General features: G+C 67.8%; 22 protein-coding genes, 1 tRNA gene and 1 pseudogene. 12 read left to right on the top strand and 12 right to left on the bottom strand.

The window, feature by feature from the left end:
• Nucleotides 1-306 precede the first annotated feature (306 nt).
• The 4 genes from AC0685_RS39835 to AC0685_RS39820 all read right to left on the bottom strand — a co-directional run bounded on the left by AC0685_RS39835 (nt 307) and on the right by AC0685_RS39820 (nt 8,350).
• Complete coding sequence (locus tag AC0685_RS39835) at nt 307-1,551, bottom strand: low temperature requirement protein A (RefSeq protein WP_478230232.1); 1,245 nt, start codon at nt 1,549-1,551, stop codon at nt 307-309.
• Nucleotides 1,552-2,006: 455 nt separating this feature from the next.
• Nucleotides 2,007-3,479: an MFS transporter gene (locus tag AC0685_RS39830; protein ID WP_478230231.1), complete on the bottom strand. Its 1,473-nt coding sequence runs from the start codon at nt 3,477-3,479 to the stop codon at nt 2,007-2,009.
• Complete coding sequence (gene dnaE / locus AC0685_RS39825) at nt 3,479-7,063, bottom strand: DNA polymerase III subunit alpha (RefSeq protein WP_436462520.1); 3,585 nt, start codon at nt 7,061-7,063, stop codon at nt 3,479-3,481. Before dnaE ends, AC0685_RS39830 begins: the two co-directional genes overlap by 1 nt.
• A gap of 201 nt (nt 7,064-7,264) precedes the next feature.
• Complete coding sequence (locus tag AC0685_RS39820) at nt 7,265-8,350, bottom strand: plasmid pRiA4b ORF-3 family protein (RefSeq protein ID WP_478230229.1); 1,086 nt, start codon at nt 8,348-8,350, stop codon at nt 7,265-7,267.
• Between the two features lie 131 nt (nt 8,351-8,481).
• On the opposite strand from AC0685_RS39820, the gene AC0685_RS39815 reads away from it, so the two are divergent.
• The 6 genes and pseudogenes from AC0685_RS39815 (at nt 8,482) to AC0685_RS39790 (ending at nt 15,553) form a co-directional block, all read left to right on the top strand.
• A complete protein-coding gene (locus tag AC0685_RS39815) occupies nt 8,482-8,883 on the top strand; it encodes a nitroreductase/quinone reductase family protein (protein ID WP_478230228.1) in 402 nt (133 codons plus the stop codon).
• Between the two features lie 432 nt (nt 8,884-9,315).
• Nucleotides 9,316-9,987 carry a FadR/GntR family transcriptional regulator gene (locus tag AC0685_RS39810; RefSeq protein WP_478230235.1) on the top strand — a complete coding sequence of 224 codons (672 nt, stop codon included), beginning with the start codon at nt 9,316-9,318 and terminating at the stop codon, nt 9,985-9,987.
• Between the two features lie 4 nt (nt 9,988-9,991).
• Nucleotides 9,992-11,434, top strand: a complete 1,443-nt coding sequence (locus AC0685_RS39805; RefSeq protein WP_478230227.1) for an amino acid permease — start codon at nt 9,992-9,994, stop codon at nt 11,432-11,434.
• The gene (locus AC0685_RS39800; protein ID WP_478230226.1) at nt 11,431-12,384 is read left to right on the top strand and encodes an asparaginase; all 954 of its coding nucleotides are present in this window, start codon (nt 11,431-11,433) and stop codon (nt 12,382-12,384) included. The genes AC0685_RS39805 and AC0685_RS39800 overlap by 4 nt, the downstream gene beginning before the upstream one ends.
• A 10-nt stretch (nt 12,385-12,394) precedes the next feature.
• The gene (aspA, locus tag AC0685_RS39795; protein ID WP_478230225.1) at nt 12,395-13,783 is read left to right on the top strand and encodes an aspartate ammonia-lyase; all 1,389 of its coding nucleotides are present in this window, start codon (nt 12,395-12,397) and stop codon (nt 13,781-13,783) included.
• Nucleotides 13,784-13,928: 145 nt separating this feature from the next.
• A pseudogene (locus tag AC0685_RS39790) lies at nt 13,929-15,553 on the top strand (CocE/NonD family hydrolase).
• Between the two features lie 78 nt (nt 15,554-15,631).
• Here the strand turns inward: AC0685_RS39790 and AC0685_RS39785 are convergent.
• A complete protein-coding gene (locus AC0685_RS39785) occupies nt 15,632-16,393 on the bottom strand; it encodes a metallophosphoesterase (RefSeq protein ID WP_478230224.1) in 762 nt (253 codons plus the stop codon).
• 4 nt (nt 16,394-16,397) lie between these two features.
• Nucleotides 16,398-17,027 carry a GntR family transcriptional regulator gene (locus AC0685_RS39780; RefSeq protein ID WP_478230223.1) on the bottom strand — a complete coding sequence of 210 codons (630 nt, stop codon included), beginning with the start codon at nt 17,025-17,027 and terminating at the stop codon, nt 16,398-16,400.
• A 46-nt stretch (nt 17,028-17,073) separates the two neighbouring features.
• Between AC0685_RS39780 and AC0685_RS39775 the strand changes: the two genes are divergently transcribed.
• A complete protein-coding gene (locus AC0685_RS39775; protein WP_478230222.1) occupies nt 17,074-18,252 on the top strand; it encodes an aminotransferase class V-fold PLP-dependent enzyme in 1,179 nt (392 codons plus the stop codon).
• Here AC0685_RS39775 and AC0685_RS39770 read toward each other — a convergent pair.
• The gene (locus tag AC0685_RS39770; protein WP_478230221.1) at nt 18,249-18,740 is read right to left on the bottom strand and encodes a DUF1453 domain-containing protein; all 492 of its coding nucleotides are present in this window, start codon (nt 18,738-18,740) and stop codon (nt 18,249-18,251) included. The genes AC0685_RS39775 and AC0685_RS39770 overlap by 4 nt on opposite strands.
• A gap of 63 nt (nt 18,741-18,803) precedes the next feature.
• On the opposite strand from AC0685_RS39770, the gene AC0685_RS39765 reads away from it, so the two are divergent.
• From AC0685_RS39765 to AC0685_RS39755, 3 genes are read left to right on the top strand one after another with little or no spacing between them, the layout of a single operon-like run.
• The gene (locus tag AC0685_RS39765; RefSeq protein ID WP_478230220.1) at nt 18,804-19,424 is read left to right on the top strand and encodes a TetR/AcrR family transcriptional regulator; all 621 of its coding nucleotides are present in this window, start codon (nt 18,804-18,806) and stop codon (nt 19,422-19,424) included.
• Nucleotides 19,421-20,917 (top strand): AMP-binding protein, encoded by a 1,497-nt coding sequence (locus tag AC0685_RS39760; RefSeq protein ID WP_478230219.1) that lies wholly within the window; start codon nt 19,421-19,423, stop codon nt 20,915-20,917. The genes AC0685_RS39765 and AC0685_RS39760 overlap by 4 nt, the downstream gene beginning before the upstream one ends.
• Nucleotides 20,918-20,958: 41 nt before the next feature.
• The gene (locus AC0685_RS39755) at nt 20,959-21,378 is read left to right on the top strand and encodes a cupin domain-containing protein (protein WP_478230218.1); all 420 of its coding nucleotides are present in this window, start codon (nt 20,959-20,961) and stop codon (nt 21,376-21,378) included.
• Here the strand turns inward: AC0685_RS39755 and AC0685_RS39750 are convergent.
• Nucleotides 21,375-21,893, bottom strand: coding sequence for a MarR family winged helix-turn-helix transcriptional regulator (locus AC0685_RS39750; protein WP_478230217.1), 519 nt, complete (start codon nt 21,891-21,893; stop codon nt 21,375-21,377). The genes AC0685_RS39755 and AC0685_RS39750 overlap by 4 nt on opposite strands.
• A gap of 15 nt (nt 21,894-21,908) precedes the next feature.
• Between AC0685_RS39750 and AC0685_RS39745 the strand changes: the two genes are divergently transcribed.
• Nucleotides 21,909-22,412 (top strand): carboxymuconolactone decarboxylase family protein, encoded by a 504-nt coding sequence (locus AC0685_RS39745; protein WP_478230216.1) that lies wholly within the window; start codon nt 21,909-21,911, stop codon nt 22,410-22,412.
• Between the two features lie 669 nt (nt 22,413-23,081).
• On the opposite strand, the gene AC0685_RS39740 is transcribed toward AC0685_RS39745, so the two are convergent.
• Complete coding sequence (locus AC0685_RS39740; RefSeq protein ID WP_478230215.1) at nt 23,082-23,600, bottom strand: GNAT family N-acetyltransferase; 519 nt, start codon at nt 23,598-23,600, stop codon at nt 23,082-23,084.
• A 252-nt stretch (nt 23,601-23,852) separates the two neighbouring features.
• Here AC0685_RS39740 and AC0685_RS39735 point away from each other — a divergent pair, with 252 nt between their 5' ends.
• The gene (locus AC0685_RS39735) at nt 23,853-23,981 is read left to right on the top strand and encodes a hypothetical protein (RefSeq protein ID WP_478230214.1); all 129 of its coding nucleotides are present in this window, start codon (nt 23,853-23,855) and stop codon (nt 23,979-23,981) included.
• A gap of 46 nt (nt 23,982-24,027) precedes the next feature.
• Here the strand turns inward: AC0685_RS39735 and AC0685_RS39730 are convergent.
• From AC0685_RS39730 to AC0685_RS39720, 3 genes are all read right to left on the bottom strand, one after another.
• A tRNA-Val gene (locus AC0685_RS39730) sits at nt 24,028-24,099 on the bottom strand.
• A 39-nt stretch (nt 24,100-24,138) separates the two neighbouring features.
• Nucleotides 24,139-24,600, bottom strand: coding sequence for a peroxiredoxin (locus AC0685_RS39725; protein WP_016336116.1), 462 nt, complete (start codon nt 24,598-24,600; stop codon nt 24,139-24,141).
• A 76-nt stretch (nt 24,601-24,676) separates the two neighbouring features.
• The gene (locus AC0685_RS39720; RefSeq protein ID WP_034311133.1) at nt 24,677-25,108 is read right to left on the bottom strand and encodes a DUF3052 domain-containing protein; all 432 of its coding nucleotides are present in this window, start codon (nt 25,106-25,108) and stop codon (nt 24,677-24,679) included.
• Between the last annotated feature and the right edge of the window lie 166 nt (nt 25,109-25,274).

Below are 25,274 nucleotides of genomic sequence, written 5' to 3'. Positions count from 1 at the left end.
CAAACGAGGTTCAAAAAACATAAGCTCTACTGGCTTAGTTCACTAGCACACTGTTGAGTTCTCAAGCAACACACCCCAGATCGCACCGCCATCACGCGGCCTTATCCGAAGCATTTATTTCTTGGCTTTTGTCCGGAGCACACTCTAGCACCTGCTCGAAACTGCCGTTTCAGCGGGGGTAGAGTTACCTCTCCGGTTCGGGACCACCCACTCTACCACCATCCGGTGGGAGCTTGGTTCGTGTTCCCGGCGGCCGCTCGGTTTCCCTGGCGACGAAGAGAACATTACACGGCCCGAAACCGGCGTTTACAGGGGGGTCCCTTTTTTCGCGCCGGGGCTCTGACCTGCATCGATCGGCCCCTCGCCCGGCACCGGCTCTCCGTGGGTGGCGACCACCGTCAGCACGACGAGGGCGGCGGCGAGCCCGGCGGTGATGTGGATGGGCGCCGGCGTGAACGACGCGCCGAGCACGAGCACCGCCGTCACCGGGAAGCCGATCGCGATCGGGCGGCATTCGTTGGTGGGCCCGATGTGCATCAGCCAGACGCTGAGCAGATAGATCACGACGGGCACGGTCGTCGCCATCGCGGCGGGCAAGGACGCGACGTGCCCGGTGTGGGTGTCGTAGTCGACCGCGACTTCGAGACCGGCGCCGAGCGCGGCCGCCGAGGCGAAGATCAGATAGTGCCCATAACCCCAGCTCGCGACGGTGAACAGGCTTTTCGCCTTTTCGAGCCGGACGTGACCCGGCTGGTCGAAGTACAGCCACCACAAGGAGAACACCAGCACGAGACCCGCGGCGGCGAGCGAAATCAAGCTGCCGGTGTGCTTGCCCTCGTCCAGCCCTTCCTTGACCGCGGTGGTCGCGCCGAGGATGGATTCACCCAGCACGATGATCGTGAACAGGCCGTAGCGCTCGGCGATGTGGTGCGGGTGCCAGCCCGTCCAGCGCTTGCGTTCGGCGATCACCGGGACCGCGAGTTCCGCCAGCAAGAGCAGGAAGAACGACGGCAGCGCCAGCGACTCCGGGAGGCCGAGGCGGACGACCCACAGGATCTGGACGATCGTGATGCCGATGGCATAGCGCAGCGCTGCCGGACGGCATTCCGGATCGGTCCGCGCGGCGCGCAGCCACTGCACGACCATCGCGAGCCGCATCAGTACGTAGCCGGCGACCACGATCTTGAAGTCACCGTCGAAGGCGGACGAGACACCGGCGGCGACGGTCAGTCCTCCCGCGATCTGCACCAGCGTCACCAGCCGGTACGGGACGTCGTCGGTGTCGAACGACGACGCGAACCAGCTGAAGTTCAGCCAGCCCCACCAGATCGCGAAGAACACCATCCCGAAGCTGAGCACCCCGTGCCCGATGTGGTTCTCGGCGATCGCGTGGTGCAGACCGGCGGCGGCCTGCGCGACGGCGACCACGAAACACAGGTCGAACAGCAGCTCCAGCGGGGTCGCGACCCGGTGCCCTTCACCGGAATCGCGCATCGTCATCGGCCGGTACCAGACCCGCAGCCGACTCCGCCGTACAGAACTCTCCGCCATCGGTGCTCCTCGCCTTGTCGATCTGCGGAGATCTTCGCAGCCGAAAGCGGTTCACACACTCGGAGGAACGCGCGGCGGGTGGGTCCGGGCCGGGTGCACCTCCCCAGGCGACCCCGCGCGAACCCACCCGCGCGAATGCCTCACCGGTACTCGGCTCGCCAGTGGTGTTGAGCCGGCCGCCGCCGAACGGTCCCCCGCGGACGCCGACGGCTGTCCACCGGTTCGTGACCGCGGGTGTCCATTCCTGAGAACTCCGGACTCACCACGATCGCTCCCGCCGATCGATCCATCCCCGATCGATCGACAGAAATACCACTGTCGGTAGCCAAGTCACAGCGGTGAAGGCTCCGTTAGGTGTACCCGGTTGCTCTGAGTAGCACCAGAGGATGACAGCTTCAGTCACTCGGATGGAGCATTCGATCTTGCCGAAAGTAGTCATCGGCACGTGCGGAGACTCAGCCGCGTTGACTGTCGGCGGCAGCCCGCTCGGCTTCCTCCCGCTCGGTGAGCAAACGCCGCTTCCGGCGCGCGCGGAGTTCGATCACGGCGAGTAAAAGTGCCGAGCTCGTCAACGTGGCGGCGCACAGCATCGCGGCGGTCAGCGCCGACGGATAGCCCCCGTTCGCACCGAGTACCGCGTGGAAGACCGAGGCCAGCACCACCGTGCCGATCGCGGTGCCGATCCGTTGCCCGGTCTGCAACGCTCCCCCGGCCACCCCGGCCATCGACGTCGGTACGCATTCCAGCGTCAACGTGGTGTTGGGCGAGATGACCATGCCTCCACCGACCCCGGCGACGAGCAACGGCGGCGCGAACCACCAGCCCGCCGCGGAGCCTGGATCCTGACCGGCGAGAACGGCGACCGTGATCATCCCGGCGATCACCATGACCAGCCCGGTGACGGTGAGCTTGCGGCCCCACTTCGGCACCAGCCGTCCCGCGATCGCCGCCGATACGGCCGAGCCGAGGGCGAAGGAGGTGACGGCGAGTCCGGATTGCAGTGGCGTGTAGCCGAGGCCTTGCTGGAAGAAGATGGCGAAGACCAGCCACATCCCGGTGAACCCGCTGAAGTACAGCGCGCCGACGGCCGCACCCGTCGCGTAGCCCGGGGTTCCGGTGAACAGGCGGGTGTCCAGCAGCGGCGGACGGCCGCGCCGCACCATCGAGCGTTCCCAGCGCACGAACGCGAAACCGAAGACCACCGCGACGAGGAACAGCCACCACAGGCTGCTGAGCCCGCCCTGTTCGGACTCGATCAACGGGAGCAGGACACCGAGCACGGCGACGCCCAGCAGCATGATGCCGACGAAGTCGATCTCACCGCGCAGGCTTCTCGCCGGTGTCTCTGGTTTCGGCAGCCATCTCAGTGCCAGCGCGAACGCCAGGATCCCGATGGGCACGTTCACGTAGAAGACCCAGCGCCAGCCTTCCGGGTCACCGAAGACGGCGAGGATCACGCCGCCGAGCACCGGCCCGACCGCGGTCGAAATCCCGACGGTGGCGCCGAACATGCCGAACGCCCGGCCCCGTTCCGCGCCCCGGAACAGGTCCTGGATCATCCCGCTGTTCTGCGGCGTCATCATGCCCGAGGCGAAACCCTGCAGGAGCCGCGCGAGGATCAGCGTCGTTTCGTTCGGTGCCGCGCCGGCGAACGCGCTGGTCAGCACGAACGCGGCGAGCGCGAACAGGAACATGCGGCGGCGGCCGAGCGCGTCACCGAGCCTGCCGCCGGACACCAGCACCAGCCCGAAAGCCAGCGCGTAGCCCGAAACCACCCATTGGATCCCGCCGCTCGACGCGCCGAGATCCTTCTGGATCGAGGGCAGCGCCGTGTTGACGATGCTGACGTCGAGCAGCCCCATGAACCCGGCGGCGAGCGAGACGGCGAGCGCCTTCCAGCGCCGGGGGTCGGGTTCGTAGGCGCTCATCAGGTGCTGGCGGCGATCCCGGGGATGCCCTTGAGCTCACCGATCAGCATCGACGTCACCTTGACCGGATAGTCGTAGAGCGCGAAGACCGTCTGGTTCTTGCCGACCAGCTTGAGGTGCACCGGGGTCTCGCCCTTGTGCGCCAGCAAGGTCTGCTTCAGCTCGCTGACCACCGACTGGTCGATCTTCTCCGCCGCGGCCAGCAGGACCAGCGGCAGATCGTCGTCGCCGTTGCCGACCTCGGACAGGTCGAGCGGCACGAGACCGCCGCCGAAGATGGACATCTTGTCCTCGCGCCAGTTCACCCGGCCCTTGACCAGGACCGCATTGTCCTCGATGAGGTCGGCGGAGAACATCGCGTAGGACTTCGGGAAGTACAGCACCTCGAGCGAGGCGTCCATGTCCTCGATGGTGCAGATCGCCCAGGGCTCGCCCTTTTTGTTGACCCGGCGTTCCAGCGAGGTGATCAGCCCGGAGACGACCAGCTCGCCTTCCTTCGGCGGGTCGGCGAGGATCGCGGCGATCGGCCTCGGCGCGTGTTTGCGCAGGATGCGTTCGGCGCCGTCCAGCGGATGCGCCGAGACGTAGAGGCCGAGCATCTCCCGTTCGTAGGCCAGGAGCTGCTTGCGCGGGTACTCCTCTTCGCCGAACTTCAGATGCGCGAGCGGTGACGAGGACGCCGCGGCTTCCGCGTCGTCGTCCCCACCGAACCCGAAGAGGTCGAACTGGCCCATCGCCTCCTGGCGCTTGAGCGGGACCACGGCTTCGACCGCGTCCTCGTGCACCTGGATCATCGAAAGCCGCGTGTTGCCGAGCGAGTCGAACCCGCCCGCCTTGATCAGCGATTCGATGACCCGCTTGTTGCAGGCCACCAGCTCCGACTTGTCGAGGAAATCGGTGAAGGAGGAGTACTTCCCCTTCTCCTCGCGGGTCTTGATGATCGACTCGACGACGTTCGCGCCGACGTTGCGGACGGCACCCATGCCGAAGCGGATGTCCTCCCCGACGGCCGCGAACCTCAGCGCCGACTCGTTGACGTCCGGCGGGAGCACCTTGATCCCGAGGCGGCGGCACTCCGAGAGGTAGACCGCGGACTTGTCCTTGTTGTCACCCACCGAGGTGAGCAGCGCGGCCATGTACTCCGGCGTGAAGTTCGCCTTGAGGTACGCGGTCCAGTACGAGATCAGGCCGTACGCGGCCGCGTGGCTCTTGTTGAACGCGTAGCCGGCGAACGGGAGGATCGTGTCCCAGAGCGCCTTGATCGCCTCGGAGGAGAAGCCGCCGGGAACCAGCTCGCTCGACTTCATGCCCTCTTCGAAGCCGACGAACTCCTTCTCGAGGACTTCCGCCTTCTTCTTACCCATGGCGCGTCGGAGCACGTCCGCGCGGCCCATGGAGTACCCGGCCACCTTCTGGCCGATGTGCATGATCTGCTCCTGATAGACGATCAGGCCGTAGGTGTCGGCCAGGATCTCCTTCAGGGGCTCTTCGAGCTCGGGGTGGATCGGTTTGACCTTTTGCCGCGCGTTCTTGCGGTCGGCGTAGTCGTTGTGCGCGTTCATGCCCATCGGGCCGGGGCGGTACAGCGCGCCCACCGCCACGATGTCGTCGAACACCGTCGGCTGCATCCGGCGGAGCAGGTCACGCATCGGCCCGCCGTCCAGCTGGAACACGCCGAGCGTGTCACCGCGGGAGAGCAGCTTGTACGTCTCCGGGTCTTCGACGCCGAGGGTGTCGAGGTCGATGTCGATCCCGCGGTTGGTCTTGATGTTGTCGATCGCGTCACCGATGACGGTGAGGTTCCGCAGGCCGAGGAAGTCCATCTTCAGCAGGCCGATGGCCTCGCACGACGGGTAGTCCCAGCCGGTGATGATCGAACCGTCGTCACGCTGCCACAGCGGGATGGCGTCGGTCAGCGGGTCGCACGACATGATGACCGCGCAGGCATGGACGCCGGCGTTGCGGATCAGGCCTTCGAGGCCGCGAGCGGTCTCGAAGATCGTCTTGCACTCTTCGTCGGTCTCGACGAGGGCGCGGACCTCGGCCGCTTCGCCGTAGCGCTCGTGCTTCGAGTCGACGATGCCCGAGAGCGGGATGTCCTTCGCCATGATCGGCGGCGGGAGCGCCTTCGAGATCCGGTCCGCGATCGCGTACCCCGGCTGGCCGAAGTGGACGCGGGCGGAGTCCTTGATGGCCGCCTTGGTCTTAATGGTGCCGAAAGTGATGACCTGCGCCACCTTGTCGACGCCGTACTTCTCGGTGGCGTAGCGGATCATCTCGCCGCGACGGCGGTCGTCGAAGTCGATGTCGATATCGGGCATCGAGACGCGCTCGGGGTTCAGGAACCGCTCGAACAGCAGCTTCTGCGGGATCGGGTCCAGGTTGGTGATACCGAGGACGTACGCGACCAGCGAGCCGGCGGCGGAACCACGGCCGGGGCCGACGCGGATGCCGACCTTGCGGGCGTAGTTGATGAGGTCGGCCACGATGAGGAAGTAGGCGGGGAAGCCTTTCCCGATGATGACGTCGAGCTCGATCTCGATGCGCTCGTTGTAGTACGGGTCCGGCACGCCGTCCGGGTACCGCCACTTGAGGCCGCGCGCGACCTCTTCCCGCAGCCAGGTGCCCTGGTCGTAGCCGTCGGGGACCTCGAAGAACGGCAGCCGGTCCTTGTGCGTGTACACGTCCTTGTAGGACTCGACGCGCTCGGCGATCAGCAGCGTCGAGTCGGCGGCGCCGGGGACCTCCTTGTCCCAGTACTCCCGCATGTCGGCGGCCGACTTCAGGTAGTAGCCGTCACCGTCGAATTTGAAGCGGTTCGGGTCGTTCAGCGTCTTGCCCGCCTGCACGCACAGCAGCGCCGAGTGGGTGTCAGCCTGGTCCTTGGTGACGTAGTGCGAGTCGTTGGTGGCCAGCGGTTTGAGGTCGAGCAGCTTTCCGACCTCGAGCAGTCCCTCACGGACCGACCGCTCGATCGGCAGCCCGTGGTCCATCAACTCAAGGAAGAAGTTGTCGGCGCCGAAGATGTCCTTGTAGTCCGACGCGGCCTGGATCGCTTCGGTGCGCTGCCCCAGCCGGAGCCGCGTCTGCACCTCGCCCGAGGGACAGCCGGTGGTCGCGATGATGCCGTGGTGGTTCTCCGCGATCAGCTCGCGGTCCATCCGGGGCTTGCGGTAGTAGCCCTGCATGCTCGCCAGGGAGGAGAGCTTGAACAGGTTGCGCAGGCCAGTGGAGTTCTCGGCGAGCATCGTCATGTGGGTGTAGGCACCACCACCGGAGACGTCACCGCCCTCACCGAACTCGTCGGCGCCACGCTGGTTCGACTGGCCCCAGAAGACCGGCTTCTTGTGGAAGCGGCTCTCCGGCGCGATGTAGGCCTCGATGCCGATGATCGGCTTGAGGTCGTGCTTGACCGCCTGCTGGTAGAACTCGTCCGCGCCGTACATGTTGCCGTGGTCGGTCATCCCGACCGCGGGCATGCCCAGGCGCGCCGCCTCCTTGAACAAGGGGGCGATCTTCGCCGCACCGTCGAGCATCGAGTACTCGGTGTGCACATGCAGGTGGACGAAGGAATCGTTCGACACCAGCGAAAACCTCCCCTAGGCAGACGGATCCCTGGCTGCTTGACGCGGGCCGGTCCTCCCACCTTATGCGCCGAGGTCCGACGGCGCCCGGGCGGGATGGCACCCCGGCGAGGGCCAGTCTCCCCCTCCGACCGGCCGCCGCCAAGCACCGACGCGGTGCGGTTCGCGATGACCTCGGTTACCCCCGAACGGGGCGCGGGATCAGCTCTGCCGGGCCAGCCGCTCGTTGACCTCCTCCCTGTCGAACCACTCCGGATGGAACCCGAAGCCGCCGAGCTCTTCGAGCAGTTCCTCGTTCTCTTCGTCGTCGGGATCGCGCAGGGCTTCCAGCAACATCTCGTAGCTCTGCTCGTCTTCGCATTCCGCCGGAGGGGCGGCACGTTCACCGTCGAGGCAGCTCGGTGCTTCGGGGAGGGCGACCAGCTGCTCGACGCGGATCCAGTGCGTCCACTCCTCCACCTCGTAGAGGAGCCGGTGGCCGGGCGATGTGACTACCTGGCCGAGTGTCACTTCGTCGTCCAGCCGTTCGCCCTCACCGCTCTGCGCGTCGACGCTGAAGCCTCCGTACGCGGTCTCGAACCGGTGATGCCGCCGCTCGTCCCGGTCGAACGCGGTCGCGAGGATCCGGTGCAGTCCGGCGAGGGTGACGTCGGAGCGGACTTCGAGCCTTCGCCAGATCGCGTCGTCCGGTTCGGACAGGGCGACCGCCAGCCAGAGCCCGGTGACCGGCACGGGCGGGGGCAGGACGAGCGGCAGCGGCTCGGCCGACGGTATGCGAGGCAGCGGTTCGTAGTCGGGAAGACCGAGCCACCGGCGCAATTGAGCCGCACGCTCGGGCAGATCGGGTCTCGGATCTCTCCCCAGTTCCAAGAGCTTGGGAGCCCTCTCCCGAATCCAGGCGTCGCGGTCCGCCTTGGCGATCAAGGCCGCTTCGACCTGGTTCCGGAACTCTTCGGGTGTCAGCGGCGCCTGGGTCACCTCGAAGCCGTTGCGAAGAACCGCCAGTGCGTCCTCGGGTTCGGGATGGAGCTCGATCACGTCGACCTCGCGATCGTTGACCACCACCTCGACCCCCACCGAGCGTTTGCCGGCGGTCAGCTTGGCGGCCAGGACGACCAGATCCTGATCCACCTGGCCTTGGACCACAAAATCCGAAAGCTCGATCGGCCCGTGGAGCAGCTTCGGCCAGCGCTCCACCCTGGCCACGTCCAGAGGCGGACGTGGACGGCGGGAGCGCGGGCTCTTCGGTCGGTTGGCGGGCTTGCGGCCGCGGCTGACGGGGGACACGGAATCAGTATCGCCACCGGCACCGACAGTTTCGGCGTCGTGAGCAGCCAGGATCGAAAAATGCTTGCCGACCTGGGCGTGGATGGGCAGACTGGCCAGCCGCCAAGATCACCGAACCGCCCGGAGAGTTGATGATCGACCTGCAGGCCATGAACGAGCGCGTGATCGCGGAGTTCCGCGCGAACGGCCGCCACGGCGACGGTCTTCCGACGTTGCTGCTCACCACCACCGGCGCCCGCACGGGACGACGGCACGTGACGCCGATACTGTTCCTGGCCGACGACGACCGCTACGTCGTCTTCGCCGCCAACGGTGGCGCGCCCGGGCATCCGGACTGGTATCGCAACCTGGTCGCGGAGCCGTCGGTCGACGTCGAGGCGGACGGAGAGGCCTTCACCGCGCACGCGGTCGAGGTCACCGGAGCGGCTCGGGACCGTTTGTTCGCGAAGCAGGCGAAGGCGTTCCCGCGGTTGGCCGAACATCAGTCGAAGACCACGCGGCCGTTCCCTGTGATCGCGCTCCACCGCGTCTGAAGTTCGCGGGGGTCGTGAGTGGCGTTTCGGGTTCTAACCCGAAACGCCACTCACGACGCGTTCGGTGGGCTCGGTACCGGCGCCCATACCCGCCTGAAGTACATGAAGGCCTCGTTTACTACCTTCAGGGTAGGCAAGGAGGCCTTCACGGACACCCTTGGCTCTGACGGACCCAAACACTCACGATCACCTCACGCGGAGCTGTGACGCTCACCACCTCCCACGGCAAGAACACTGTCGCACCAGAGGTTCGTGGCCGTAAAAGCCCGCAGTACGGCTTCCCCTTACCCCGCTGAAGCGGGCCTCGCAGGCTGGATCGAGGCGCTCGGCCGAACGCTTGACAAAGAGTCGCGCGCGACCGCACGATCTCGTCTCATGAACCTGTCTGACAGCCAGACAGCCGGACACGGTGGTCCACGACGCGTCAGCGCGATGGAGGCCGTTCTGGCCCACCTCCGCGGTGCCATCGAGCGCGGCGAGTACCCCGTCGGCCAGAAACTGCCGTCGGAATCCGCGCTCGGCAAGGAGTTCGAGGTCAGCCGTTCGGTCGTCCGCGAAGCGTTGCGGGGGCTGCAGGCACTCGGGCTCACCGTGTCCAAAACGGGCAAAGGGACTTTCGTGACCGCCACCGGGCCGGTCGAGAACCCCACCTTCGGGACTTACTCGGCCCGTGACCTGTTCGAGGTCCGGCGGCACGTCGAGATCCCCGTCGCCGGTTACGCGGCCTTGCGCCGCGGCACCGACGACCTGGACCTGCTCGGTCACCTCGTCGAGCGGATGGACGTCGAAACCGACAACACCGCGTGGGTGGCGCTGGACTCGCTGTTCCACATCACCATCGCCCAGGCTTCGGGCAATCCGGTGTTCGGCAAGGTCATCGAAGAGATCCGGGACGCGCTGGCCCGCCAGTCGTCCTTTCTCAACCAATTGGGGGACCGTCGGACCCGCTCGAACACCGAGCACCGTGAGATCGTCACCGCCATCGCCGCCGGCTCCGAAGCCGACGCCGTCGCGGCGATGACCTCCCATCTCGAACACGTCGAGGACGCGCTCACCACCATCGTGCGGCCGGGCCACACGACGCAGCAGGACAAGGACGACTGACATCGTGACCGAACAGACCCTCAGCGCGGACGACAGCAAATCCGCGCCGGTGCTCGCCGACGCCGGTGACGCCGGCTACGACAAGGCGCTGAAACCCCGCCACGTCAACATGATCGCGATCGGCGGCGCCATCGGCACCGGCCTGTTCCTCGGCGCGGGCGGCAGGCTCGCGCAGGCGGGCCCCGCGCTCGCGATCGTGTACGCGGTCTGCGGCCTCTTCGCGTTCTTCGTGGTGCGTTCGCTCGGCGAACTCATCCTGTACCGCCCCTCCTCCGGTGCCTTCGTCTCCTACGCCCGGGAATTCATGGGTGAGAAGGGCGCTTTCGTCGCGGGCTGGATGCACTTCCTGAACTGGTCGACGACCGGTATCGCGGATATCACCGCGATCGCGCTGTACGCGCATTTCTGGTCGTTCTTCACCCCGATCCCGCAATGGGTGCTGGCGCTCATCGCGCTGGCGGTGGTGCTGGCGCTGAACATGGTTTCGGTGAAACTGTTCGGCGAGATGGAGTTCTGGTTCGCCATCATCAAGGTCGCCGCGCTGGTGACCTTCATGGGGATCGGGATCTTCCTGCTGGTCACGCAGCAGCCGATCGACGGCACGACGCCGGGCTTCTCGCTGATCTCCGACCATGGCGGGATCTTCCCCGCGGGCCTGCTGCCGATGGTGCTGATCGTCCAGGGTGTCGTGTTCGCCTACGCCTCGGTCGAACTGGTCGGCGTCGCCGCCGGCGAGACGGAGAACCCGCGCAAGATCATGCCGAAGGCGATCAACTCGATCATGTGGCGGATCGGGATCTTCTACGTCGGCTCGGTCGTCCTGCTGGCGATGCTGATGCCGTGGGACTCCTACTCGAAGAACGAGAGCCCGTTCGTCACCGTGCTCTCGCATATCGGGGTGCCGCAGGCGGGCAACGTCATGAACCTGGTGGTGCTGACGGCGGCCCTGTCCAGCCTCAACTCGGGCCTCTACTCCACCGGCCGCATCCTGCGGTCGATGTCGCTGGCCGGTTCCGCGCCGAAGTTCACCGGCGTGATGAACAAGAACCACGTGCCCTACGGCGGGATCCTGCTCACCTCAGCGGTCTGCGTGGTCGGTGTCGGCCTGAACGCCGTCGTGCCGAGCCAGGCCTTCGAGATCGTGCTGAACTTCGCCGCCATCGGCATCCTCGGCACCTGGGCGATCATCGTGCTGTCCCATCTGCTGTTCGTCCGCAAGGCCAAGCGCGGCGAGGTCGAGCGCCCGTCGTACCGCCTGCCGTTCTCGCCCTACACCGAGATCGCGACGCTGATCTTCCTCGCCGCGGTCGTGGTGCTGATGGGCTTCGACGAGACCGGCCGGATCACCCTGTACTGTCTGCCGGTCATCGGGCTCGCGCTGGTGGCGGGCTGGTTCGGGGTCCGCAAGCGGATCAACATGGACGTATTCGAAAAGACGAAGCTGTGATCCCGGAGATCCGCGTCCCCGCGCACGAACCGCTGGTGCACCTCCTCCGCGACGGAATGGTCGAGGGGGTGCACCACGGTTCGGCCGTGGTACTCGCTCCCGACGGCCGCGTGCTGTTCGCCGCGGGCGACATCGAGGCGGCGTTCTACCCGCGGTCGGCCGCGAAACCCTTGCAGGCCACGGCGATGGCGCGGCTCGGGGTCAACCTGAGTCCCGCCGGGTTCGCCGCCGCGGCGGCCAGCCACTCCGGCGAGGAGATCCATCTGGCCGAGGTGCGCAGGACGCTCGACGGCGCCGGGCTCACCACGGAGGATCTGCGGACGCCGGAGGACCTGCCGTTCGACCCGGTCGAACGCGACGCGTGGGTCGCGTCCGGACGGACGGCTTCGCGGGTGGCGCACAACTGTTCCGGCAAGCACGCCGCCATGCTCGCGACGTGCCGCCTGCACGACTGGTCCACAAAGGACTACCTGGATCCCGGCCATCCGCTTCAGCACGCGATCGCGGAGTGCGTCGAAGACCTGACCGGGCAACGCGTCCCGAAGGTGGCCGTCGACGGCTGTGGCGCTCCCTTGTTCGCGGTCTCGCTGCGCGGGCTCGCCCGTGCGGTCGGCAAAATCGCCGCGTCGGCGCCGGGGACACCGGAAGGCCTTGTCGCCGCAGGGATCCGGAAGCATCCGGAACTGGTCGCCGGCACCCGTCGCGACGTCACCGCGCTCATGCGCGCGGTGCCCGGCCTGATCGCCAAGGACGGTTTCGAAGCCGTCCAGGTCGCCGCCCTCCCGGACGGGACGGCGATCGCGCTCAAGATCGCCGACGGCGGTGACCGTGCGCGACGGCCCGTGCTCGCCGCCACGCTCGCGTTGTGCGGTGTAGACCAGAACGTGTTGGAGCCCACCCCCGGCCTGCGCGTGACCGGCGCGCTGGCCGAACTCGACCTCGCCGCCTGAGGAGTCTTCGATGCACCGCGTGGAACACGATCTGCTGGGGGACAAGGAAGTCCCCGCCGACGCTTACTGGGGCGTGCACACCGCCCGTGCCAGGGAGAACTTCCCCATCACCGGCACCGCGATCTCCGCGTACCCACACCTGATCGCGGCGCTCGCCTCGGTCAAGGAGGCCGCCGCCCGTGCCAACGCCGACCTCGGGTTGCTGGAGCCGGACGTCGCCGACGCGATCCGCCGGGCGTGCCGTGAGATCCGCGAAGGCGCGTTGCGCGACCAGTTCGTCGTCGACGTCATCCAAGGCGGCGCGGGCACCTCGACGAACATGAACGCCAACGAGGTGATCGCGAACCGCGCGCTCGAACTGCTCGGGCACGAGAAGGGTGACTACGCCCGCGTGCACCCGAACGAGCACGTGAACCTCGGGCAGTCGACCAATGACGCGTACCCGACCGCGGTCAACGTCGCGACGATCATCGCCGTCCGCGAACTGGCCGGGGCGATGGTCGTGCTGGAACAGGCTTTCGCGGCCAAGGCCGTCGAGTTCCGCGATCTGCTGAAGATGGGCCGCACGCAGTTGCAGGACGCCGTCCCGATGACATTGGGGCAGGAATTCGGCACCTACGCGGTCATGCTCGGCGAAGACCGGCTTCGGCTCACCGAAGCGGTGACGCTGCTGCACGAGATCAACCTCGGCGCGACCGCGATCGGCACCGGGCTCAACGCCGCGCCCGGATACGCCGAGGCCGCCGTCGCGCATCTGCGCGAGATCACCGGCCTGCCCGTCGTGTCCGCGGCGGACCTCGTCGAGGCGACACAGGACTGCGGCGCGTTCGTGCACCTTTCCGGCGTGCTCAAGCGGATCGCGGTGAAACTTTCCAAAAGCTGCAACGATCTGCGGTTGCTCTCGTCCGGGCCGCGGGCGGGGCTCAACGAGATCAACCTGCCGCCGGTGCAGGCCGGGTCGTCGATCATGCCCGGCAAGATCAACCCGGTGATCCCCGAGGTGGTCAACCAGGTCGCGTTCGAGGTCATCGGCAACGACGTCGCCGTCACGATGGCGGCCGAGGCCGGGCAGCTGCAGCTCAACGCTTTCGAGCCGCTGATCCTGCATTCGCTTTCGGAGAGCATCACGCATCTGCGGTCGGCGTGCCTAGTGCTGGCGGAACGATGCGTCTCCGGGATCACCGCGAACGCGGACGTGTTGCGGGGCTACGTCGAGAATTCGATCGGGCTGGTGACCGCGCTGAACCCGAAGATCGGGTACGCGGCGGCGACCGAGATCGCCAAAGAGGCGCTCCAGACCGGGCGCGGGGTGGCGGAACTCGTCGTCGAGAAGGGGCTTCTGCCCGCCGAAGAGCTGGCGAAGCTGCTGAAGCCGGAGACGCTCGCCCGGCTTTCCTGAGACCCGCGGGGCGGTACCGGGCGGTCCGCCCCGCGCCAGTGTCAGGAAAGTGGCTTTCAGGACATTTTCGTCCTGAAAGCCACATTCCTGACATGCGGGTACGGTCGTAAGCGGAAGGTGATCCTCCGCGCGAAAGGCGGCCAGTGTGCTCGACCGACTCCTCGACCGGTACCTCGGCCTCCCACCCGCCGAAGGCCCCGCCCCTCGGTGACCAAGGCGATCCCCGTCCCGATGCCCGACGGTGTCCGGCTGCTGGCGGATCGCTACGCCGTCCCAGGCGACGAGCCGCGACCGGTGGTGCTGATCCGCACGCCGTACGGCCGCAAGGGCCTGATGGGCAAGATCTTCGGCGAGACGTTCGCGCGGCACGGGTTGCAGACGGTCCTCCAGAGCACTCGCGGGACCTTCGGCTCAGGCGGCGAATTCCGGCCCTTCCACCTGGAGAAGGAGGACGGCCTCGCCACCGTCGCGTGGCTGCGCGAGCAGCCATGGTGTGACGGCCGGGTCGCGATGGCCGGCGCGAGCTACCTCGGCCACACGCAGTGGGCCGTCGCGCCGTATCTCGGCGAGCCGCTCGAAGCGCTGTGTCTCGGCGTCACCGCTTCGGAGTTCGTGTCGACCTTTTATCCAGGCGGAATCCTCGCTGTCGACAACATGGTCTCGTGGTCGGCGCTGATCGGCCGCCAGGAAGGCCGGTTCGCCGGCCTGCCGAATCCCTGGCAGACGAAGAAGACCCGCCGCGCCATGGCATATCTGCCGGTTTCCGGCGCCGACGTCGCGGCCATCGGCAAGCAGGTGCGGTTCCTGCAGGACGTCTCCGCGCACGCCGAACCCGGCGACGACTTCTGGGCGCCGTCGGATCACAGCGCCGAGGTCGCCGCGCTGACGACCCCGGTGTCCATGGTGACCGGCTGGTACGACCTGTTCATCTCCGCCCAGCTGCGCGACTTCAAGGAACTCGCCGCGGCCGGACGCGCACCGCGGATCACCATCGGCCCGTGGGCGCACGGCGAGCCCGCGAGCCTGAAAACCCTGATCACCGACCAGATCGGCTTCCTCTCCGCCCACCTCCTGGGTGATCGCGCACCGCTCAGGCAGTCACCCGTGCGCCTGTATCTCCAGGGTTCTGGGCGGTGGCTCGACTTCGCAAGCTGGCCACCGGAGTCCGACACCACCTCGTACTTCCTGCGTCCCGGCAGGCTTTCCCTCGATGCGCCGGTGGAGTCGAAACCGGGCAAGTTCACCTTCGATCCGGCCGACCCGACGCCGACGGTCGGCGGCCCGCTTCTGTCGGGCGTGCAGAAACAGCAGGACAACAAGGAAATCGAGGCCCGGCCGGACGTACTGCTGTTCACCGGTGACGTGCTGGAGCGCGATCTCGACGTCATCGGCGAGATCTCCGCGCTGGTGCACGTCCGGACCGACGTCGGGCACGGCGACGTGTTCGTCCGGCTGTGCGATGTGGACCGTCGCGGTGTCTCCCGCAACGTCACCGACGGGATCCTCCGCCTGCGACCCGGCGACCCGGAGTCCGGTGTGGACGGTGTGGTCGCCGCCGAGATCCTGCTCGATCCGACGGCGTACCGGTTCCGGCGCGGGCACCGCCTGCGGGTGCAGGTCGCGGGCGGCGCGTTCCCGCGCTTCGCCCGCAACCACGGCACCGGCGAGCCGGTTTTCAGCGCGGTGGACGGGAAACCCGCGCGGTTCGAGATCTTCCACGACCCCGCGCACCCGTCGCGGATCACGCTGCCGGTGTTCGGCGGCCAGTGAGGGTGGAGAGCACAGGAGCGTGTCGCGAGAGTGGCTTTCGCGACACCTCGCGACGGCGCCGCCTCGCCTGACTCCTCGTCAGGCCGGGACGACCCGCTGGTGCGTGGTCAGCCTGCCGTCGTCGTGCAGCACGTGGAACAGCAGCGACGGCGGCAGGTCGTAGTCGATCGGTCCGCCTTCACTCCAGGACCGCAGTCCGTTCCGTTCCCACGGGAACAGGATGCTCGACCCGACCGACGGCGCCGACCGCAGCGGCACTCCCGCGAACGTCGTCGACGCCGCGGCGTGGACGTGCCCGCAGAGCAGGGCGACCACGCGCGGGTGACGCGCGAGCACCTCGGCCAGCTTTTCCTCACCGTACTGGCGCATCGCGTCCACCAGCGGCAGCCCGAGCGCGACCGGTGGGTGGTGGAAGGCGATGAAGGCGGGGCCATCGCCGTCGCCGAGTACGTCGTCCAGCCAGGCCATGGTCTCGTCGTCGAACTGCCCGTCGGGTTTGCCGGGGATGGTCGAATCGGCCATGACGAACGTGACGTCGCCGACCGTGTGCGCCGCGTTGACCGGGGCGTCACCCGGCGCCTGGCCGAGCAGCCCTTCGCGGAACGGGCCGCGCTTGTCGTGGTTGCCGGGGCAGACGAACAGCGGGACGCCGGTCTTGAAGAGCTCGGCCGCGCGCCGGTATTCCTCCAGGGTGCCGTGGTCGGTTATGTCTCCGGTCACCAGGATCGCGTCGACCGGTGTCGCCAGGCCTTCCAGGTACCGCATGACCCGTTCGGTGCGTTCGTCGGCGCGCTCCCCGCCGTCGAGATGGTTGTCGCTCAGATGTGCCGTCACGAACATCGTGTCACCCCATGTCTTCCAGATATGCCAACGTTTTCACCCAGTTCCGCACGAGCAGCTCCATCGCCGTCGCGAGGTCGGAGACGCGGATCGCCTCGACGATCCGGTGGTGCTCATCGATACTCTCCCTGGCGCATTCGACGCCACCGAAATAGCGCGCGTCATAGCGTTTCAGCAGCGGCTTCGTCTGCTCGAGCAGGCGCAGCAGATGCGGATTCGTGCACCGCGAGACGAGCAACGCGTGCCAACGGTCGTCCAAACTGGACAGATCGCCCTGCCGGGCGAGTTCCGCGGCCATCTCGGCGGTGATCCGGTCCAGTCCGCCGGTGAGCCCGGCGAGGTCCTGCGGCGAACTCCAGCGCAACGCGAGCGATTCGAGCTCGGCGACGAGCGGGTACAGCTGCCGGGCCTCGTCCGGGTCGAACGGCGGCACGAGGAAACCCCGGTTCGGCGCCGAGACGAGCAGGCCGCGGTCGGCCAGCCCGATCAGCGCCTCGCGCAACGGGGTCCGGCTGACGCCCAGTTCGCGGGCGAGGTGCACCTCGTTGATGCGGCTGTCCGCGGCGATGCGGCCGTCGAGCACGCGGGCGGTGATCTCCTCCGTGAGGTCGCGCCGGAGCAGGTTCCTCGTCATCGGTGCAGTATTGCATGCACTTCGGTCGTACTGTATTCAGTTAGGCATGACGGACTTCGATGTGCACCGCGCCCGCGCCGAGACACCGGGCTGCGCGGAAGTGGTCCACCTCAACAACGCCGGATCGTCCCTGCCACCCGCCCGGGTGACCGACACCGTCGTCGGCTACCTGCGGGAAGAAGCCCTGATCGGCGGGTACGAGCAGGCCGCGGCGACCGTGGAGCGGATGAACGGCGTCTACGCCTCGGCCGCGCGCCTCGTCGGCGCCGGCCCCGAAGACATCGCCCTGACCGACAACGCGACCCGGTCGTGGCAGGCGATCTTCTACGCGCTGCCGTTCGCCGCGGGAGACCGGATCCTGACGGCGAAATCCGAGTACGCGAGCAACGTCATCTCCTTCTTGCAGATCGCGAAGCGCACCGGCGCCGTCGTCGAGGTGGTCGACAACGACGAGTCCGGGCAACTGGACGTCGAGGACCTCAAGCGCCGCGTCGACGGCGACGTCAAACTGATCGCCGTCTCCCACGTACCCACTCAGGGCGGACTGGTGAACCCCGCCAAAGAGATCGGCGCGGTCGCGCGCGAGGCCGGGATCCCGTTCCTGCTGGACGCGTGCCAGAGCGCCGGCCAGATCGACCTCGACGTCGCGCGCCTGAACTGCGATGCCCTCAGCGTCACCGGCCGCAAGTACCTGCGCGGTCCGCGGGGCACCGGATTCCTGTACGCGCACCCGCGGCTGCGCGAGCGCGTCGAGCCCGCGATGCTCGACCTTCACTCGGCAGCGTGGACCGCGCCCGAAACCTACGAAGTCGATCCGACGGCGAAGATGTTCGAGGTCTGGGAACGCGATCACGCCGCCCTGCACGGCCTCGGCGCGGCGATCGACTACGCCCTCGAATGGGGCATGCCCGCCATCGAAGCTCGCGTCGCCGCCCTCGCGGCGAAACTACGCGACGCGCTCCGCGAGATACCCGGTGTCCGCGTCCACGACCAAGGCGCGCGACAGTGCGGGATCGTCACGTTCAGCGTGGCGAAAACACCGTCGCAGGAAGTGAAACAGCGCCTGGCCGCGGCGAAGATCAACGTCAGTGTCACTGAAGCGACGTCCGCCCAGTTCGATTTCGTCGAGCGTGGATTGCCGCCACTGGTCCGGTCTTCGGTGCACTACTTCAATACCGAAGACGACATCGCCCTCCTCGTCGGCGAAGTCGGAAAACTGGCCTAGCGACGGGAAAGCACCGACTCGGACGGCGGGGCGTACGGCAGCCCCGTCGTCTTCGCGCGCATACCGAGCACCAACGCCTCTCCCAGCAGGCTGACACCTATCGACAGCGTCACCGGCCGCGCGTCGGGATGTGCCCCGGCCATCGTGGCCAGGAAGCCGACCCCGAAGTTCACCAGCATCGACAGCACCCAGACGCCGAACGTCCAGCCGGTGTAGCGCAGCCACAGCACGCCGTCGCGCTCGAACAGCTTCGTGGTGGCGGCGCGCACCGCGCCGAGGCCGCATCCGACGACGGAACCCAGCACGAGCCAGGCGCCGTCCGTGAAGGTGAAGCTTTCCAGCTTGGTCAGGCCGTAGCCCGCGATCGCGAGCAGGACCACCGGCGCCCCGAACACCTCGCGGGCGACCAGCGGCTCCCCGCGCAGCCTGCGCACGACGATCACGATCACCACGGCGACGACCAGCGCGATCAGCAACCAGGTCCGCATGGACTCCCCCTTTGTGGCATGTCTGTGCTAAATAAAATAGCAAGGTCGTGCTATAAAGGCAACATGCCCAAGATCGTCGACCCCGATGCCCGGCGCCTTGAGATAGCCGAAGCCGTCTTCCGGGTGATCCAGCGGGACGGCCTCGCGCAGGCGTCGCTCCGAAGCGTGGCCGAGGAGGCCGGCCTCGCGATCGGCTCGGTGCGGCACTACTTCCGCGGCCACGACGAGCTGATCGTGTTCGCCATGCGGTCGCTCGGTGACCGGCTCGAGGCGAGGCTGCTGGGGCATCTCCCCGACCTGCTCGACCCCGCGACACCGCGCTCACGTCGGCAGGAGATCACCGAAGCACTGCTCAGCGAACTGCTCCCGCTCACCGAGGAGACCCGGGCCGAAACCGACGTTTGGCTGGCGTTTTCGGCCGCCGCGAAGAACCGCCCGGACCTCGCCGAGGAGGCCGCCCGCATGTACGACGGGGTCCGCGCCCTCGTCCGGCGCGTGCTCGACGGAGCGAACGAAGCGGGGGGTCTCCTCGAAGACCTCGACCTGACCGTGGAGACCGAACGGCTGGCCGCACTGCTGGACGGGCTCGCGTTGTCGACGGGCCGGACTTCGCCGGAGCTGATGCGCACGGTGCTCCGGCGGCACCTGGAGAGCCTGCGGCGCCCCGAATCGGAGGCGAAATGAGCACCTTCTACGAAGTCGCGGAGCGGGATCCAGGCCGCGTCGCGGTGATAGACGTCGACGGGCGCGAGACCACCTTCGGCGAGCTGTCGGCGCGTGCGAATCAGCTGACCCACGCCTTGCGGGCACTCGGCATCGGCGAGGGCGACGGCATCGTCGCGATCATCCACAATGGACTCGCCTATTACGAGCTCCTGCTGGCGACCTTGCAGGCGGGGATGTACTTCACGCCGGTCAACCATCGGTCCTCACCGGGCGAGATCGCCTACATCGCGGCGAACAGCGGCGCCAAGGTCGCCGTCGCGGACGCGGACATCGCCGTCACGTGCACCACGGAATTGCAGGGCCTGCACCGGTTTTCGCGCGGAGAGACGCCCGGCTGGGCGGACTACGCGGCGTGGGGCGCGGGCCGGCCCACCACCACGCCCGAGCAGCGGACCGCGGGCCAGACGATGCTCTACACCTCCGGGACCACGGGGCGCCCCAAAGGCGTCCGGCGCGCCCTGTCCGGGCGGCCGCCCGCGCTGCACCCGATCCACGCGAACGTCCTCGATCGCCTGGACGTCCGGCCGGGGCACGGCGTGCACCTCGTCGCCTGCCCGCTCTACCACGCGGCGCCGGGCATGTTCTCGACCGCGATCCTGCATCTCGGGCACACGCTCGTGCTGATGGACCGGTTCGACGCCGAGGAAACGCTGCGGCTCACCGAAAGGCACCGCGTGACGAGCACGCATCTGGTGCCGACGATGTTCCACCGCATGCTCCGGCTGCCCGAGGACGTCCGCGCGCGGTACGACCTGTCGAGCCTGACGTCGGTCATCCACGGTGCCGCGCCGTGCCCGAAGGAGGTCAAGGAGCGGATGCTCGCCTGGCTCGGACCGGTGGTCCACGAGTACTACGGCGCGTCCGAGGGCCTGATCGCGGCCGTGCACGCGCGCGATTGGCTCGCCGCGCCGGGCACGGTCGGCACACCGCTGGACGGCGTGCGGGTCGAGGTGCTCGACGACGACGGCCGCGAACTCCCCGCCGTCGAGACCGGGACGCTCTACTTCAGTTCCGCGCACACGAAATTCGACTACCACGACGATCCGGACAAGACGGCCGCCGCGCGTTCCGGGGAGTTCGTCACCGTCGGGGACGTCGGCTATCTCGACACCGCGGGGCGGGTGTTCCTGTGCGACCGGCGGACGGATCTCATCCTTTCCGGTGGCGTGAACATCTACCCGGCCGAGATCGAGGCGCGGCTGCTGAGCCATCCCGACGTCGCCGACGTCGCGGTGATCGGGGAACCGGATCCCGAGTGGGGACAACGGGTCGTCGCGGTCGTCCAACCGGTCGAGGGGACGGCCGGGGACTCCGCGCTGGCGAAGCGGCTTGAAGAGCACTGCCGAGCCGAGCTCGCCGGGTTCAAGACGCCGCGCCGGTTCGACTTCCGCGAGCGGCTGCCGCGGACCGAGAGCGGCAAGATGCCACGGCGGACACTTCGGGCGGACTGAACGGCCCTTTCGGGCAGTGCCGGTCGCGGTACGGTTCGTTCATGCGCCTGCGGTCCGTGACCACACTGCTCGCCACCCTCGTTCTCGCGCTGGCCGTCCCCGCGACGGCCGACGCGACGCCCGGCTCCGGCGTGACCGGGACGATCTTCCACCAGCAGACGGTCGGGAACACCGATTACGTGCTGCGCGAGGTCGTCATCCAGCCCGGCGGCTACACCGGCTGGCACTACCACGACGGCACGCTGCACGCGTACGTCAAGGCAGGCACGCTGACGCACAACTCGGCCGACTGCGGGCTCGACGGCTTGTACCGCAAGGGTGCCGTCTTCACCGAACCGAGCGACACCGTCCACATCGGACGGAATCTCGGGGCGACGCCGGTGGTGCTGGAGGTGCTCTACGTGCTGCCGCACGGAAGCCCGCTGTCGCAGGACGCGCCGAACCCCGGTTGCCCTTTCTAGGCCCCGAACCAGCCCGCCACGTCGAGACGGAAGCCGTCCGCGGGCGCCATCGTGCGAAGGTCCGTTTCGAGCGCGCGGACCCTTTCGACGCCCAGCGTGGCGGCCCACTCCTTGCGCAGCTCCTCGAAGATCGCCGCCGTCCGGCCGAGTGAGTCGAACCCGCGGCCGGTGAGCCGCACGACCTTGCGCCGGGCGTCGGCCGGGTCGTCGACACGCGCGACGTAGCCGAGCTGCTCCAGCTTGTCGACGGTCTTGCCCGCCGCCTGCTTGCTCACGCCGAGCCGCCGCCCGATCTCGCTCGCCGTCGCGCCCTCGCGGCCGATCGCCTGCATGGCGAAGCCGTACGCCGGGCGGACGTCGGGATGCCCCTGCTCGGCCAGCTCGGCGTGCATCCGGTCGATGATCGAGCGGAAGCCCGCGAACAGCAGGAGAGGCAGCTCGAAGCCGGGCGGATCGGAATCGCGCTTGCCTGAATCGACAACTTGGTTTACCTTTTCGTCAACCACGTTGACCATCTTAAAGGGGAAGCCTTGTTCACCGATCACACCGTCGAAACCGCGCCCGAAGCCTCGCGTCGCTCGATGGAAGCGACCATCCGGAAGTTCGGCCACCTCCCCACCGCCGTCGCCCGGCAGGCGTCGTCACCCGAACTGCTCGATGGATTCCTGAAACTCAGCGCGAGCTTCGAGCGGACAACGCTCGAACCCCTCGCGCGGGAGACCGTCGTGATGACCGTGGCGACCCGCAACGGCTGCGCAGTGTGCATCGAGATCCACACCGGCAAGTTGAAGGGTCTCCACGCGGACGACGACCTCATCGCGGCGCTTCGCTCCCAGGAGCCGGTGCCCGACGAGCGGCTGGAAGCCATCCGGCAGTTCACACTCGCGGTACTCGAAACCGCCGGCGGCGTCGACGACGAGACCCTGCGGACCTTCTTCGGGCACGGATACACCGAACGGAACGCCCTCGAAGTCGTCATGGGCATCGGGGCCTACACGATGTCGACCTTGGCGAACCGGCTCATTCGCGCCTAGGTGTGTCCTGCGAGTCTGTTCGATGGGCTTCGTGATCCAGGTGATCCCTGACGGCACGGGCGGATCGGCCCCGTACCGGGTCGTACTCGGCCGAGCCCGCCTGTGCCGTCAGGGAGCACCTGGGCGCGAAGACCTCGAACATGACTTGCAGGACACGGCCTCGTCGCTCTGCGTGATCGCCGCTCGTGGCCCGGATCACTCCAATGGACGCCGATCTTGACGTATCTGGGCAGCCCCGCCCGCCTCTTCTCTTGTGTAGCCGAAAGTTCGCCACCCGCGGCGCGGCGCACACCGGCGGTCTGGCCTGCCGAGGGGGCAGACCAGACCGCCGAAGCCGAAAACGTTCCACAGGTGTTGGGGGTGCGTGAAGGCCCCCTTCCCTCGGCTCAGTCGAGGGAAGGGGGCCTTCACGTGTCTTGAGCGCATTTAGTCGACTAAATGCGGAGGGCGGGTGGCCGAGTCCGGATCGCGGTGGTCCGTGAAGGCCTCCTTGCCTACCCTGAGGGTAGTGAAGGAGGCCTTCACTACCCTCAGGATTGCCACGTGGCCCCCACCTGCAACAGCAACCACAGCGGTCACAGCGGCCGCGCGTGAAGGACCCTTCTCTCGGCTCAGCCTTCATGTACTGCAGTGCCGGTCTGATGCTCACCGAACGCTTCGTGAGTGACGTCAGGCTTCGAGCGCCCAGCGCACGTAGCGCATCGTCGGCACGAAGCCCGCCTTCTCGAAGACCCCGAACGCGCCCGAAGGATCCGCCGAGTCCACGTTCAAACTCGCGCGGTCGTACCCCTGGTCAGCGACGGCCCGCAACGCGTGTCCCATCAGCGCTCCGGCGACACCTCGCCGCCGGTGCTCCCGAAGCGTTCCGATCACCATGAAGTGCGCGTCGCGGACGCCGGTGGCCTCCGTGTCCGCGTCCCAGCACAGGGTCACCAGCATCCCGACCGCACCGCCCGCCTCGCGAAGCAGGAAGCTGACCTCAGGCCGGAAAGTCTGGTTGGTGATCTTGTTCCGCCAGAGCTCGACTGGCATCGGCACCGCGCCCCAGCAGTCGCGGTAGGCCTCGTTCCTGACCGTCCGGAAGTCCTCGTCGTTCCGCTCCGACCACGGCTCGACCCGGAACCCTCGGGGGATCACAGGACCGTTCAAGGCGCCGAGCGAGTGCTCCATCCGCTGGAAGTAGCGCACCGGCACGAACCCCCCGGGAGCGGACGAGTTCGGCCAGGCCCGCGATGCGCTCGGGCCGGTTGACGTCCACCACGAGTTTCGAGTCGGGGTGGTGCAGCGCGGCTCGTTCTACGGCGACTTGGCCCCTTTGGATGCCTTCGATCTCGTGGTGCACATCCCGCGGCTCACTCCCGCCGAGCCGGACGACAGCGCCCTCGGGCACTCTTCCGCCGAAGTCCGGGAAGCATTCGCGCGGTGGCAAAGGACCAGCCGATGACCGCACGAGGACAGGAGGGCGACCGGGCGGGAACTGCCGCGATGATCGGATTCCCGAGGATCGCCGCGGCGCGGGCCTGGCGGGATGTGCCGGTGCGCCGGCACATCATCGAGAGCCTGGCTTGAGATCGACGGGGCCCTCGATGATCTCCGGGGGCCCCAAATCCGTTCGTGGGCGCAGTAGGGATCGAACCTACGACCGCTCGGGTGTAAACCGAGTGCTCTCCCGCTGAGCTATGCGCCCGGGAGGTGGCACCCGAGCACGGGTGCCACCGGTGAAGACTCAGGCCAGCGAGGCCACGGCCTTCTTCCACGCCTGCTGGTCGCGCGCCTCGCCGGGCTGGTTGACCTCGGCGAACCGCACGACGCCGTCCTTGTCGATCAGGAAGGTTCCACGGGTGGCCAGGCCGGCCGCCTCGTTGAAGACGCCGTAGGCCTTCGCGACCTCGCCGTGCGGCCAGAAGTCCGAAAGCAGCGGGAACTGGTAACCCTCCTGCTCGGCCCACGCCTTGAGCGAGAACGGGGTGTCCACGGACACACCGATGACCTGGACGCCCTGGCCGTCGTAGTCCGCGAACTCGTCGCGGAGCTGGCACAGCTCGCCGGTGCAGATGCCACTGAACGCGAACGGGTAGAACACGAGCAGAACCGGCTTGTCACCCTTGAAGGATGACAGCGTCACGGACTGCTTGTTGTAGTCGTTGAGCGTGAAGTCCGGGGCTTGCGATCCGACCTCGACGGCCATACCGGCGGTTTCCTCTCAAGAGCGAACAGGGGCCTGCGACGACAACCCTATCGTGTCGATCGCGCGCCCGGAGAGGTCACCGCTTGGTCTTGGACGACTTCGGCGAAACCAGCCGGGTGCCCGCCCACTTGGGGCCGGCGCTGATGTTGGCCGTCTGCGCCAGCCCGACCTGCGGCACCGCTTCGGCGATCTCACTCGGCTCGACATGCCCGGGCTGGCCCGTCTTCGGGGTCAGCACCCAGATCACGCCGTTCTCGTTCAGGGGAGTCCGGACCTCGATCAGCGTGTCACCGAGATCACCGTCGTCTTCGCGCCACCACAGCAGCACCACGTCGATGACCTCGTCGGCGTCCTCGTCGAGGATGTCGCCGCCGATCTGTTCCTCGATCGCCGCACGAAGGTCGTCGTCGACGTCCTCGTCCCAGCCGATCTCCTGGACCACCATGTCCGGCTTGATCCCGAGCCTTTCGGCGACGCTGCTCTGATCAGCGTCTCCCGCGGCGACCACTGCTGTCACTCCTCCAACTACGACGGAGCATGGTGTCGCGTCGGCCTGATCGGCCGGGCGGGCACCACACTCGGGTACACGATGCCCGTTAGCGAACACTGGTGAAGCGATCCGCGCAACCGTCCACACCGGATCTTGAACAACTCGTGTCGCGGCGTACGGACAT

Source organism: Amycolatopsis sp. NPDC043889 (assembly GCF_056435645.1).
This window is presented reverse-complemented; position numbering and strand designations above follow the sequence as displayed.